This is a genomic window from Actinosynnema sp. NPDC023794, from assembly GCF_040639675.1.
In the GTDB taxonomy this organism is placed as follows: domain Bacteria; phylum Actinomycetota; class Actinomycetes; order Mycobacteriales; family Pseudonocardiaceae; genus Actinosynnema; species Actinosynnema luteola.
In genome coordinates, this window is the sequence record NZ_JBFAFR010000032.1 from 42,866 (window position 1) to 55,055 (window position 12,190).

The 12,190-nt window shown below is 69.5% G+C and carries 14 protein-coding genes; 6 read left to right on the forward strand and 8 right to left on the reverse strand.

The annotated features are described in order from the left end of the window. Positions 1-178: 178 nt before the first annotated feature. The 4 genes from AB0H12_RS37720 to AB0H12_RS37735 all read right to left on the reverse strand — a co-directional run bounded on the left by AB0H12_RS37720 (position 179) and on the right by AB0H12_RS37735 (position 3,047). A complete protein-coding gene (locus tag AB0H12_RS37720) occupies positions 179-679 on the reverse strand; it encodes an NUDIX domain-containing protein (RefSeq protein WP_499629557.1) in 501 nt (166 codons plus the stop codon). A 16-nt stretch (positions 680-695) separates the two neighbouring features. Then, positions 696-1,388 carry a hypothetical protein gene (locus AB0H12_RS37725; RefSeq protein ID WP_499629559.1) on the reverse strand — a complete coding sequence of 231 codons (693 nt, stop codon included), beginning with the start codon at positions 1,386-1,388 and terminating at the stop codon, positions 696-698. A gap of 62 nt (positions 1,389-1,450) precedes the next feature. Further along, complete coding sequence (locus AB0H12_RS37730) at positions 1,451-2,308, reverse strand: ATP cone domain-containing protein (protein ID WP_499629656.1); 858 nt, start codon at positions 2,306-2,308, stop codon at positions 1,451-1,453. Between the two features lie 127 nt (positions 2,309-2,435). Then, positions 2,436-3,047 carry a hypothetical protein gene (locus tag AB0H12_RS37735; RefSeq protein ID WP_499629561.1) on the reverse strand — a complete coding sequence of 204 codons (612 nt, stop codon included), beginning with the start codon at positions 3,045-3,047 and terminating at the stop codon, positions 2,436-2,438. Between the two features lie 512 nt (positions 3,048-3,559). Between AB0H12_RS37735 and AB0H12_RS37740 the strand changes: the two genes are divergently transcribed. Next, on the forward strand, positions 3,560-4,360 hold the full coding sequence (locus AB0H12_RS37740) for a hypothetical protein (RefSeq protein ID WP_499629563.1): 801 nt from the start codon (positions 3,560-3,562) through the stop codon (positions 4,358-4,360). Between the two features lie 16 nt (positions 4,361-4,376). Here AB0H12_RS37740 and AB0H12_RS37745 read toward each other — a convergent pair whose 3' ends face one another. Further along, positions 4,377-5,255, reverse strand: a complete 879-nt coding sequence (locus AB0H12_RS37745; RefSeq protein ID WP_499629565.1) for a dihydrodipicolinate synthase family protein — start codon at positions 5,253-5,255, stop codon at positions 4,377-4,379. 70 nt (positions 5,256-5,325) lie between these two features. Here AB0H12_RS37745 and AB0H12_RS37750 point away from each other — a divergent pair, with 70 nt between their 5' ends. The 4 genes from AB0H12_RS37750 (at position 5,326) to AB0H12_RS37765 (ending at position 8,599) form a co-directional block, all read left to right on the forward strand. Further along, positions 5,326-6,219: a LysR family transcriptional regulator gene (locus AB0H12_RS37750; RefSeq protein ID WP_499629567.1), complete on the forward strand. Its 894-nt coding sequence runs from the start codon at positions 5,326-5,328 to the stop codon at positions 6,217-6,219. A 66-nt stretch (positions 6,220-6,285) separates the two neighbouring features. Beyond that, on the forward strand, positions 6,286-6,879 hold the full coding sequence (locus AB0H12_RS37755; protein WP_499629569.1) for a hypothetical protein: 594 nt from the start codon (positions 6,286-6,288) through the stop codon (positions 6,877-6,879). A gap of 11 nt (positions 6,880-6,890) precedes the next feature. Next, a complete protein-coding gene (locus AB0H12_RS37760) occupies positions 6,891-7,946 on the forward strand; it encodes a sensor histidine kinase (protein WP_499629571.1) in 1,056 nt (351 codons plus the stop codon). Then, positions 7,943-8,599, forward strand: a complete 657-nt coding sequence (locus AB0H12_RS37765; protein ID WP_499629573.1) for a response regulator — start codon at positions 7,943-7,945, stop codon at positions 8,597-8,599. Before AB0H12_RS37760 ends, AB0H12_RS37765 begins: the two co-directional genes overlap by 4 nt. 16 nt (positions 8,600-8,615) lie before the next feature. Here the strand turns inward: AB0H12_RS37765 and AB0H12_RS37770 are convergent, their stop codons facing one another. After that, positions 8,616-9,062, reverse strand: a complete 447-nt coding sequence (locus tag AB0H12_RS37770) for a hypothetical protein (protein ID WP_499629574.1) — start codon at positions 9,060-9,062, stop codon at positions 8,616-8,618. Beyond that, complete coding sequence (locus AB0H12_RS37775) at positions 9,059-10,426, reverse strand: O-antigen ligase family protein (protein WP_499629576.1); 1,368 nt, start codon at positions 10,424-10,426, stop codon at positions 9,059-9,061. Before AB0H12_RS37775 ends, AB0H12_RS37770 begins: the two co-directional genes overlap by 4 nt. Before the next feature lie 137 nt (positions 10,427-10,563). On the opposite strand from AB0H12_RS37775, the gene AB0H12_RS37780 reads away from it, so the two are divergent. Then, the gene (locus AB0H12_RS37780) at positions 10,564-11,556 is read left to right on the forward strand and encodes an aldo/keto reductase (protein ID WP_499629578.1); all 993 of its coding nucleotides are present in this window, start codon (positions 10,564-10,566) and stop codon (positions 11,554-11,556) included. 433 nt (positions 11,557-11,989) lie between these two features. Here the strand turns inward: AB0H12_RS37780 and AB0H12_RS37785 are convergent, their stop codons facing one another. Continuing rightward, the gene (locus AB0H12_RS37785) at positions 11,990-12,169 is read right to left on the reverse strand and encodes a DUF6104 family protein (protein WP_230572188.1); all 180 of its coding nucleotides are present in this window, start codon (positions 12,167-12,169) and stop codon (positions 11,990-11,992) included. Positions 12,170-12,190 lie beyond the last annotated feature (21 nt).

Consider the following 12,190-nt stretch of genomic DNA (forward strand, 5'->3'; position numbering starts at 1 on the left):
CAACGGTCCGATCGGTTGCGCGACGTGCCGGTGCGTTCGCCGTCGTCGCGTGCCGCCGATGGCCGCCTGGTGCTCGCCGTTGACGCGGCCCGACGGCGAGACCTGCCGAACCGCTCCTTCTTCCACACCGATGGAATACGGCCGCAACGACCACCGCGTGACCTTCAGGGTGGCCATGTCAGATGTATCTCAGCTCGGTCAAGAATTCCACCCACACCTCTTCGAGACCTGGCTCGTTGCTCCACGAGGTCGCGGACAGCTCTCCTGAGCGGTATGCGCGGGTTCGTGCCGCGAGGTCCGCCACGACAGCTGGTGCGCACCAAGACGCTCCCAGCGTTTCGGCCGAATCTGGTATCAGTTCGACCAGACTCGCCAGGGCGACGCGGTAGATCCACCACGAATGGTAGTGGCCGCCGGCTCGACGACAGCGGTTGTCAACAACCCGTCCGCATATTGGAGTGGTCTCGAGTTGTTCGTCGTCAAGGTTCACGCCTAGTTCTTCGGCAGCCTCCGCCAACGCGGCAAGCCGAGGCGTGCCATGCAGGTCCACGTGTCCGGCAACGGGCGCGATCCCGACCGGGAACCGCGCTCTCTTCAGCATCGCCAGGTAGCCGCCGGGGCCTTCGATCACCACTCCGACGCTCGTGTGGTCACACCGTTGAGGTTGGTCTGTCGACATTTCTCATCCCCGAGAACTATTCGCGGTGCCGGGTTCGAGGGTGGCCATCACGAGTTGCCGTTGCCGGGCGGGCAGGCAGGCGATAAGGTTTGGCCTTCATCCACGCCTTGTCGAAGATGCGCATGCAGAAGTCGTAGAGTGGGCCACTTCGGCTGAACAGGAGGCAAGGCGAGGCGGAACCGTGCTCGCTACCCCGGTAGGTCGTGAGGAAGGCCGACTTGTCCGTGATGATCAGGCGGCCCAGATGTGGGAAGTCGTACACCCGAACTTCGATCTCCGGCTTTCCGGCGGCTTTGCCCATGAGGTAGCGGAGATTGGTTTTGACTTGTTCGGCGATGAGGTTGTCGCCGTAAGCCGTGTCATGGCCGGCCATCTCGTTTTCGCGATCGGCAAACCAGGACCCAGGTCCTGACATCTCCGGATCGGGCAGCAGGACCCGGATCTTGCGGATTCTGCCCCCTGCGGCGTTCCACATTCCATCGAAGGTTGCCCTGGTCAGTTCGCTGCCTCGGCCGACGAATAACGACACCTCGGCGGCCTGCTCGAGCGCGGCTGTGACATCGCCAGCCGCATCCCTTTGCGTGGGAAACGCGGCGAGAATGTCCACCTTGGCCAACTTGCCCAGGGTTCGCGTGCAGAATCGCCGGAACTTGAACGAGCCGAACCAGCCGCCACCGAGTATGAGGATGCTGGCGACCAGCGAGCTCACGACCCCGACGATGAAGGATGACATAAGTTTTCCTGAACCTCCTCGACCTGTCCGTGTCGAACTCAACCCGGAATCTCGGTACTACGTGTTTCGGGACCTGTGGTGAGGGAAAGCACTTCCCGCCAGAAGTCTTCCACCGACCGTAAGGGCTTCACGGTGGCCGCATAGCGCAGGTAAGCGATCTCGTCATGTTGGCGCAGGCTGCTCAGGACTTCCGTCGCGATCTGCTGGCTGGTGATCACGGGCTGGTCGACGATCCGTTCGCGCACCAGTCGGGCCACCCGGCTGGCGAATGTGCGGACAAAGGAGTCAGTGCCGCGTCCCTTGGCGGCCAGGCCGATGCTTCGCTCCAGCTTGCGATGGTCGAACGTCTCCACGTGACCGGGTGTGCGCTTGAGCACATCTGGGTTCGTGTGATCGACGTGGGCATGGGTGATCGGCAACGGGTAGTTGTTCTCAAGCCAGTGCCGTAAATCTTGCGCGTCTCTGAATCCGCCTTTACGGCTCACTTTCCCGAGGAACGTCATCGCGAACCGGATGCGTGCGACGTCGGTCACCGAGGTTGAGTCCTGGAGTATCTGCAACACCAGGTGACCGATCTCATGGGATGGGATCGGGATGCCGGGCCCGGGTGGTTGAAGACGATCGACGATCCGTTCGACGAATGCATCGATATCGGCGGTCGAGATGCGGAAGACACTCGATGCCTTACCTATTCCCTTTGCGATCTTCTCGCGACTGAAGTTCTCCAAGCTGCCGTCCTGCTTGCGGACCCGGAGGAATTCCGTACTGATCCGCTCGACCGTCGCGAAGCGTTGCCCGCACTCCTGGCACGCCCGACGTCGCTGCACGGTGCCCGTTTCGGCGCGCCGCGTTTCGAGCACTCGTGTGTGCTCCGTCTGGCAGTATGGACATTGCATCGTCCACCCCCGGCTCACCCGCCTCCGTTCCTCATGGATCGCTGGCAGCGCGTGACCCGTTACAGTCGTCAGTGGTCGGCTCGCCCCGACAATTGTGAAGTTGTCTCGGATTTGCGAAGTGCAGTGGTCACGTGCGGTCGGGGCCGTGTAGCTCTGCGAGCGGAATAGCCAGGGTGCACTTGGCCGCCGAGTAGCTGTCCGGCTCCTTCTGCAGGATCATCCTCGTGCGGCGGCGAGTGCTCTGCCACCGGTGTTCCCAGTGGTGCTGTGGCATGTTCAGGGGAACATCGGCGAGGTGAGCGATATCACGGTCCTGGTTGAGTCGGTGGAAGAGCCAGGATCTCTTTTCCTGAACGCGGATCACGAGTTCGAAGTATGGGCTTCGGCGAGTGTTGGGCATCCACTCGAACGGTCCGAAACCCATGACCCAGGCCTGGACGTCGGTGGAAGCGGCCGGCACGGGATAGCGAAGGTGGGCGACCATCAAGTCGTCGATCGCCTCGTCGCGTTCCAGCCAGAAAGCCGATGACTCGACGAGTTCACGGATGAACTTCGCCACTTCATCTGCAGTTGTGAGCGCGGGAACGAGAAGGCTCAAGACTTCAACGCCGTCCGCCGTGGCGGAGTCTCGCACCAGATCGCCGACGACCTCTGTCGTCGACACCCCGGCTTCAAAGTCGGCGACGACGTAGTCCCATCGGAGTCCTCCTGCGGCGAGCGCCGTCAGGCGTGCGAACACGCAGCCGTTCTGTCCTCTGGCATGCCAGTCTCGCTGGGCCGCGACGAGGACACGAGGTCTGTCCCAACGATCTGTTTCCTCGAGTTCGGCAACCGCCCGACGATACTGGGCCACGCTTGGAAAGCTGCGAGCACCGTAGGCAACGGTCGGTCGCAAAGCCCGAAAAGCCTGAGTCAACTCGTTGTCGTCGTGGCTTGGCCTCAAGGCTGTCGAAGGTTCCCGGACCATGACGCCTCCCGCAGATGCTGCCGTCCGAAGTTGCAGCGTGACCTGCAGGGGAGGGAAACGCACCCTATAGGTGGACGTTCTGGTTGCTCTCGGTCGCGCTCGGGCCGTAGATGTCCAGATCTAGGTGGAGTCGGACGGGAGGTCGCCGCATCGGCCCTAGTCCTCGGAGCCACCCCCCCGGATCGACCGTCCCCTTGCGCGCCATCTCGACAGAGGTCGTGCCCCCATGAGCCGACGAAGGCGCGTCTGCAGCAGATTCGAGAGTCCACTGCTACGGTTGCCCGGTGCCGACCGAACGGATGTCGAACCTGAAGGTAGAAGCGTTGTTCGCGAAGGTTCTGGCTGGGGAGCAGATGAGCAGGGCGGACGCGTTGAAGTTCGGCCCCGATCACGGCGTTATCGGCGACGTGAACCCGGAGCGATCACCTCGCCAAGTTTCCCTCGCATTCGTGGACAGCCTTTCGGACTGTGGTGTTTCCGCTGAAGGCGCTCGCTCGAACCTGCTACTGCGAAACCCGTCCGGCGGTCAAGACCGAGTTGCTCCCGGAGCACTTCTCGTCGGAGAACACGATGTCGCGATACGCGTGACGATGGTGTGTGAGCCGTGCAAGTACGGAGCAGATCTCGCCGGCGTCGCGAATCGCCGATTCCGAGGTATACGCCGGTACCTCGGCGTTGTGGTTCGTGAGGGTGTGGTGGTGCAGGGTTCCGAATTGGAAGTGTACCCCGCAGTCTACCCTTCATCGCCCGACTCATTTGTTGATCGCGCCTCCTGGGCGCTCGAGTCGATACCTCGTGGGCGGTTCATGACTTCGATGCAATTCTTGCTGGCCATCGGCGCTGGAAAAGCTTACGCCCGCGCTCTGCCGGGCTGGCTGCGCAAGGCGCAGGACGCAGGCAAGCCCGTTCACCGAGTCCTGACGGCTCAGTTGTCGGCAGGCTCCTGGGAGCCTCTCTCCCTCGAACTTCTCCGCACCGAAGGCGTTCGCGACGTTCCTCGTGGTCCTCAAACTTTCGACCTGATGTCCGTCCTCTGGTTCGAGAATGCCGCGCAGCATTCCCGAACGAGGATCAAGTCGTTCTGAGTGCCTGCTTACCGGCTCACGCACGCGGTGTGGCGAGCAGGCGTTCGGCGGCGGTGAGGGCGGCCGAGGTGCTCTCGGGGCCCGCGGGCAGGAGCGGGAGGCGGACGTCCGGCGTCGGGATGCGGCCCTGAGCGTGTAGCACGGCCTTCACCACGGTCGGGTTCGGCTCGGCGAACAGCGCGGCCGACAGCAGGCCCAGCCGTCCGCCCAGGGCGCGCGCCACGGCGACGTCACCGGCGTGCCAAGCGTCGATCAGCCGGACGAACTCGCTGGTGGCGACGTGCGCCGAAGCCAGGATGCCGCCGTGCGCGCCCAGCGCCAGCAGCGGTGAGATGAACGTGTCGTCCCCGCCGAGGACCACCAGGTCCGGCAGGTCGGCGAACAGCTCGACCGTGTCGGCGTTGATCCCGCCCGCCGCGTACTTCAGGCCGACGACCCCCGGCACGTCCGCCAGTCGCCGCAACGTGGCCGCGGACAGGTACTGGCCCGTCCGGTACGGGATGTCGTAGACGACCAGCGGCACCGGGCTGTCGGCGGCCAGTCGGGTCAGGTAGGCGAGCGCGCCCTCCTCTCCCGGCCGGACGAACGACGGCACCGCGGTCAGCGACGCCTCCACCTCCGGGTGGTCGGCCAGCGCCGCCAACGCCTGCGGGGTGTTCGCGCCGACCACCAGCGGTGCGTGGCGCTCACGGCAGACCCGCGTGACGACACCGAGCACGGCCTGCTGCTCGACCGGCGTGAGCGACGAGGGCTCCGCCGTCGTGCCCAACGCCACCAGGCCGCGCGCGCCGTCGTCCAACGCCTGGTGGGCGAGGGCCTCCAGGGCGTCGAGGGCCACGGCCCCCGACCGGTCGAACGGCGTGATCAGCGGGACGTGCAGGCCGGTGAGCGTCATACCGCCACGGTGCCCGCCCAGACCGTGAAGCACCAGTTCGCGTTCCTCACGGCAACCGTAAGCTGAACTGATGCTCGACGTCCGCCGCCTGCGGCTCCTGCGCGACCTGGCCCGCCTCGGCACGATCGCCGCCGTCGCCCAGGCCCACGCCTACACGCCGTCCGCCGTGTCCCAGCAGCTCGCCGCCCTGCAACGCGAGGCGGGCGTGCCGCTGCTGGAGCACACCGGCCGCAGCGTCAGCCTCACGCCCGCCGCCACCGCGCTCGTCCAGCACGCCGAGACGATCCTGGCCGCCCTGGAAGCCGCGACCGCCACGTTGGCCGCCGCACGCACCGGCCTGTCCGGCACCGTGCGGATCGGCGCGTTCCCCAGCGCCGTGCCGACCCTGCTGCCGGCCGCGCTGGTCGCGCTGGGCCGTGACCACCCGGCGCTCGACCTCATGGTCACCGAGCTGGACCCGGTCGACATGCCTGACGCGTTGCGCGACGGGCGGCTGGACGTGGCGCTGTGGCACGACTACGACATCGCGCCCGTCGAGCCGGACCCCGGCGTGGACTCCGTGCGGCTGCTGGACGAGAAGGTGTTCCTCGCCGTGCCCGCCGAAGGGCCGGAGGGGACGATCGCGAGCACGCGTGACGCGGCGTGGATCGTCGGCACCCCCGGCACGCTCTGCCACACCGTGGCGACGCGGGTCTGCCAGGCGGCCGGTTTCACCGCCAGGGTGCGCCACCACGCCGACGACTTCACCGCCGTGCTCGCCCTCGTCGCCGCCGGTCAGGGCGTCGCGCTCGTGCCAGAACTCGGCGCCACGCGCCCGCCCGCCGACGTCCGCCTGGTCCCGCTGGACGTCCACCGCCGCACCCGCATCGCCTACCGCCGCGGCGCGGGCGGTCACCCCGTGGTCGCGGCGTGCGTGGCCGCGCTGGAGTCCTCGACCCGCGCGTACCTCGCTCCTCCCTCTTGAGAGTGAGGCGGAAGACCGCTCGCGCGAGCGATCAGTTCCGGTCGCGGAATCCGCAGGATCTGCGGCATGACAACGATCAAGCGCCCCGAGTTCGTCGCCGCACCGCTGCTCGTCCTGACCTACGGCGTCTTCCGGATCATCGACGGGTTCGACGGCGAACGCGGACCCGGTCCCGCCTGGACGATCGGGCACCTGGCGTTCCTGGCCGCGTTGGCCCTGTTCATCGGCATCTTCCGGCAGATGCGCCGGCTGATCGGGCCCAGTGCCCGCGTCACCGCCGTGGTCGCCGCGGTGGGCGCGCTGGCGCTGTTCGGCCAGTTCGCGGTGGACGTGGTGGCCGGGTTCGTGGCCGACGACCACGCGGGGATGGCGACGTGGACCCGTGAGGTCCGGACCCTGCCGGGTGTGTCGACGGTGGTCTACGACCTCGGCCCGTACCTGTTCTACGTCGGCCAACTCGTGCTGGTGGTCCAGCTCGCCCTGCACCGGCACGTGAAGGCGTGGACGCCGGTGCTGGTGTTCGCCGACCTCGCGATGCCGCTCGTCGACAAGGACCTCATCCCCGTCGGCGCGGTGCTGATGCTCGTCTCGTTCCTGCCCCTGGCCCGCCGGGAACGTGACGTCCGCCAGGTCCGCGAGACCACGCCCGTCCTCGTGTGAGGATGCTTCACGTGCTACTCCGGTTGGGTCTGCCCGCGCTGGTCGCGGTGGTGCAGCTGTGGCCGTTCCTGGCCCGTGACGACTCCTACCACTGGTGGGGCCACGCGGTCGTGATCGCCTCGGCCGTGCCCCTGCTGTGGCGGCGCGAGGCCCCGTTGGCGGCGCTGGCGGCGAGCCTGGTCGCGACCGGCCTGTACGACCTCGGCGGCGACGTGCCCGCCCAGCCCGTCTGGTACGGCGGGATCGTGGCCGTGCACGCCGTCGCCGCCCACTCGGGCCGACGGGCGCGGGTGGTGGCGCTGGTGGTGTCGGTCGGCGGCACGGTGCTGCTGGTCGGCTCGTCGGAGACGGCGTTGCGGACGGTGGTGCTGTTCGTCGCCGCCTACGGCCTCGGCCGGGCCACCGCAGCCTCCGAGGAGCGCGCCGCCCGGCTGGAGCGGGAGCGCCGGGTCGAGGCCGAGCGCGCCGCCGAGCGGGAACGCGCCCGGATCGCCCGGGACATGCACGACATCCTGTCCCACGCGGTGAGCGTGATGGTGGTGCAGGCCGAGGCCGGGCCGGTGGTGCTGCGGGCCGACCCGGCGCGGGCCGAGGCCGCGTTCGACGCCATAGCGGCGGCCGGACGTGACGCGATGGTCCAGCTCAGGGGCATCCTCGCGGTGCTCAAGGGCGACGACGGGCCGCACGCGCCGCAGCCGACGATCGACGACCTGCCCGGGTTGGCCGAGCAGCTCCGCAACGCGGGGCTGGAGGTCGGCTTCACCGGCGTCGGCGAACCGCTGGCGCTGCGCCCGGACGTGGCCGTCGCCGCCTACCGCATCACCCAGGAAGCACTGACCAACGTCGTCAAGCACGCGGGCGCGGCCCGGGTGGACGTCCGACTCGACTGGCGGGACGACTCGCTCGTGATCAGCGTCGTCGACGACGGCCGCGGCGGCCGGCCTGGCGGCGGCGGGCACGGCCTGATCGGCGTCCACGAACGTGCCGCCGCGTGCGGTGGCACGGCGAGCGCCGGCCCGCGCCCCGACCGGCCCGGGTTCCAGGTGCTGGTCAGGTTGCCGGCATGAGCATCCGCGTGGTGGTCGCCGACGACCAGGAGCTGGTGCGCGCCGGGTTCGCCATGATCCTCGACGCCCAGCCGGACATCGAGGTGGTCGCGGAGGTCGGCGACGGCGCGGCGGCCGTCGCGGCGGTGCGGGAGCTGCGGCCGGACGTCGTGCTGCTCGACATCCGCATGCCGGGCGTGAACGGCATCGAGGCCGCGCGGCAGGTGAGCGCGGAGACCAAGGTGCTGATGCTGACCACGTTCGACGTGGACGAGTACGTGTACGACGCGTTGAAGGCGGGCGCGAGCGGCTTCCTGCTCAAGGACGTGCGGCGGGACGACCTGGCGCACGCGGTCCGCGTGATCGCGGCCGGCGAGTCGCTGCTCGCGCCGTCGGTGACGCGGAAGCTGATCTCCCGGTTCACGGCGACCGACCGCGCGCCCGTGCGGGTGCCCGCGTTGACGGCGCGGGAGCAGGAGACGTTGGCGCTGATCGCGCGCGGCCTGTCCAACGCGGAGATCGCGCGGGCCATGGTGGTCACCGAGCACACGGTGAAGACGCACGTCAGCAACGTGCTGAGCAAGCTCGGCCTGCGGGACCGGGTGCAGGCCGTGATCGCGGCCTACGAGTTCGGCCTCGCGGCGCCCGGAGGCGGGGCCCACTCGTCAGGGTGAGCCCCACCCCGCCACGTCACGGGTTGACGATCGTGACCTCGCGGTCGTCCGAGATCTGGCCGTTGAACGGGCCGGACATCGTGGCCGAGGCGAAGGCCGTGCCCGCGCGGAACGGGAACTCCGCGGCGTGCACCGAGACGGTGACCGTCTGCGTGCCGCCGGTGCAGAACGGCTGCGCGAAGCCCGAGCCGGTCGCGATGGCGGGACCGACGCGCTGGGTGAGCCGGACGTTGACGTAGGCGTAGCCCGGCGGCGGGCAGACGATCTGCACGTCGATCTTGACCGCTGCCCCGCGCGCGAGTCTTTCCCCCTGCGCCTGGAGCTGGATCGCGGGCTGCGACGGGGACTGCGCGCTCACGTCGGCGCTGGACGGCAGCACGGACGCGAAGATCGCGCCCGCGACCACGGCCAGCACGGCCGCCGCCCGGGCCGGGCGCAGGTTGCGGATGGATGGGATCTTCATCGGTTCTCCTCTGCGGTGGGTGCTGTCCGCACGGGTGTGCGGGCAGCGCGTTCGGGGGAGGCCAGGCCGGCGAGCAGCCCGGCGGTCAGCACGATCACGGGCAGGTGCCACAGGAAGTCGAAACCGCTGTGCACCAGCAGGACGACGAGGCCCGCGGCGGCCCCCGCCCACGACGACCCGGCGCGGCCACGCCACACCGTGACGGCCAGCGCGGCCAGGACCAGCAGCACCAGGCCGAGCCCGATCGCGCCGAGCTCGACCAGGACCTGGAGGTACTCGTTGTGCACGTACCGCATCACGCGGGAGTCGCCGCCGGGACCGGTGAACGTGAACCACCCGTTGCCGGGTCCGACGCCCGCCAACGGCCGCGTGGCGACGAGGTCCAGCGCCGCGCCCGTCGCGCCGGCGCGGTCCGGTGAACTGGTCGAGACCCGGCCCGCGAGCAGCCTGCCCAGGTCGAGGGCGAAGAGCGCCCCGAGCCCGATCGCGGCGAGCCCGGCCACCACACCGACCAGCCGGAACAGCGGTGTCACCCGGTTCAGGCCGAGGGTGACCGCGAGACCGACGACGAGGCCTGCCACCGCGAGCGCCGGGCGGGCCGGTTCGGCGACCGGGAACGACGGCGCCAGCGCGCCCACGGCGATCAGCGCGCCGAGGACGGGCGGACCGGCGTGCCGCAGGGTGGCGCGGACGTCGTTGAACACGGCCAACGCCACCATCCCGGCCAGCAGCGCCAGAAGACCGGCGCGGCTGAGCGTCGCGCCGACGCCGACGACCAGCGCGTACACCGCGCCGGCGTGCGGCAACGAGTCCGGGTGGGCGGTGTTCAGGGCCAGCGCGAGCACGGTGAGCGCGGCGAGCAGCGCGGCGGCGGCGTTGGGGTAGGTGACGGTGGAGGCGGCGCGGGCCAGGCCGTCGGCGACCACCGACCACGACGGCACCCGCCAGACGACGGCCACCCAGCCGGTCAGCGCGACCAGCGCGCCTGCGCCGACCAGCACCGACGCGCACAGCTCCCGTTGCCTGGCGTCGGCGCCCCGGACCACGACCACCGCCGCGGCCAGGCAGCCGACGGCCGCGACCGTGGGCAGGGAGTGGGTGACCGAACCGGTCAGGGCCGCGCGCAGGACGGCCCACGCGGCGAGCCCCGCGCACGCCACCGGGACCAGCCCGAGCCCCGGGCGGTCGCGCAGTGCCAGGACCAGCGCGAACGCGACGAGCGCGCCGGTGAAGAGCCGGCCGGGCAGGTAGTACCCGCCCTGGGCGACGACGGCCGCGGCGATCGCGGCGAGCACGAGCAGCACGGCGTGCGGAAGGGCGACCGCGTCCCGTGCCCGGACGTGGTCGTGCGCGACTCCCCCCATGCAGGCCTCCCCCAGCCCCCATGCCCGCCCGAGGCGGGGTAGGCGCGGATCTTAACCTCGGGATCCGTTGCGGCGGAGCGGTTTGCGCAGAACCCGGCCAGGTGGTCCCGGCGATCGACTTGAGGCAGGCTGGCCGCATGGAGTACACCCAGCTCGGCCGTTCCGGCCTGTCCGTGTCCCGCTTGTGCCTCGGCACGATGAACTTCGGCCCGGAGACGTCCGAGTCCGACAGCCACACGATCATGGACTGGGCCCACGAGCACGGCATCAACTTCTTCGACACCGCCGACGTCTACGGGTGGCAGCGGGGCGAGGGCGTCACCGAGAAGATCATCGGCCGGTGGTTCGCGCAGGGCGGCGGGCGTCGGGAGAAGACCGTGCTCGCCACCAAGCTGTACGGCGACATGGGGGACTGGCCGAACGAGAAGCGGCTGTCCGCCCTGCACATCCGGCGGGCCGCGGACGCGTCGCTGCAACGGTTGCAGACCGACCACATCGACCTGCTCCAGATGCACCACGTGGACCGGGCCACGCCGTGGGACGAGATCTGGGAGGCCTTCTCCGTGCTGCGGCAGCAGGGCAAGGTGATCTACTTCGGGTCGTCCAACTTCGCCGGGTGGCACATCGCGCAGGCGCAGCAGGCGGCGCGCGAGCGCCACTTCCTGGGGTTGGTCAGCGAGCAGTCGATCTACAACCTGGTCAACCGGTTCGTCGAGCTGGAGGTCCTGCCGGCGGCGCGCCACTACGGCGTCGGCGTGATCCCGTGGTCGCCGTTGGGCGGCGGGGTGCTCGGCGGTGTGCTGCGCAAGCAGCGCGAGGGCGGTGGATCGCGCGGCACGGCGGGGCGCAGCCTGGAGGCGCTGGAGAAGCACCGCGACGCGATCGAGGCTTACGAGAAGCTCTCGGCGGACCTCGGCGAGGACCCGGCGCACGTCGGCGTGGCGTGGCTCCTGCACCAGGAAGGCGTGACGTCGCCGATCATCGGCCCCCGCACCCTGGAGCAACTGGTCGGCTCGCTGCGGTCCACCGAGATCAAGCTCGACGACGAGGTGCTGGCGACGCTGGACTCGTTGTTCCCGGCCCCGGGCCCGAACGGCGCCAAGCCCGCCCCGGAGGCGTACGCCTGGTGACGTGACCCGATCAGACCGTCGCGTCCTGATCTCGCTCGCTGGTGGTGCTGATCAGCGAAGGCAGGTCGACCAGCCGGCTGGTCGTACCTTTCACTGCGGTGGTCCCCCTCAGGCAGGTCGAAGCGCGCTCCGCTGACTGTGGCCACATCGCGCCTGTCAGGTTCGTTCGTCCGGGATTCGATCTCGGACACCGCTGATGCCGGCACGTAGAACCCCTCGCTGGTCCCGGTCGCCTCCGGACAGGACTCGTCCGTGCACGCGCGCCGGGGAGTCGGTCGGTGATCAACCAGGGCCTCTCGGGCGGACGGGTGACCCCAATCGTCCTCACCTTCGTCCACCGCGCCGACGACCGCACCTGGTGGTCCCACCTGTTCACGGCCCGCCGCCTGGCTGACCACGACCGGACCTGGTTGTCGGCCCGGTGTCGGAGCGCTCAGTCCTCGAAGTCCTCGTCGTCACGTGCCAGGTAGGTGGCCAGGCGTTCGACGGCCGTCTCGAAGTCGGGGTTGAGGTCCACGAACGCCCGCAGCTTGTCGGCCAGCCAGGCGAACGTCACCTCCTCCTCGCCCCGCCGGGCCTCCAGTTCCTCGATGCCGCGATCGGTGAAGTACACGGGCCTTTCCTCCAACGAAAC

Coding starts and splice junctions, on each gene's coding strand:
- AB0H12_RS37720 (WP_499629557.1), bottom strand. CDS start 679: ATGTCGACAGACCAACCTCAACGGTGTGACCACACGAGCGTCGGAGTG.
- AB0H12_RS37730 (WP_499629656.1), bottom strand. CDS start 2,308: ATGCAATGTCCATACTGCCAGACGGAGCACACACGAGTGCTCGAAACG.
- AB0H12_RS37745 (WP_499629565.1), bottom strand. CDS start 5,255: ATGACGCTCACCGGCCTGCACGTCCCGCTGATCACGCCGTTCGACCGG.
- AB0H12_RS37750 (WP_499629567.1), top strand. CDS start 5,326: ATGCTCGACGTCCGCCGCCTGCGGCTCCTGCGCGACCTGGCCCGCCTC.
- AB0H12_RS37755 (WP_499629569.1), top strand. CDS start 6,286: ATGACAACGATCAAGCGCCCCGAGTTCGTCGCCGCACCGCTGCTCGTC.
- AB0H12_RS37765 (WP_499629573.1), top strand. CDS start 7,943: ATGAGCATCCGCGTGGTGGTCGCCGACGACCAGGAGCTGGTGCGCGCC.
- AB0H12_RS37770 (WP_499629574.1), bottom strand. CDS start 9,062: ATGAAGATCCCATCCATCCGCAACCTGCGCCCGGCCCGGGCGGCGGCC.
- AB0H12_RS37775 (WP_499629576.1), bottom strand. CDS start 10,426: ATGGGGGGAGTCGCGCACGACCACGTCCGGGCACGGGACGCGGTCGCC.
- AB0H12_RS37780 (WP_499629578.1), top strand. CDS start 10,564: ATGGAGTACACCCAGCTCGGCCGTTCCGGCCTGTCCGTGTCCCGCTTG.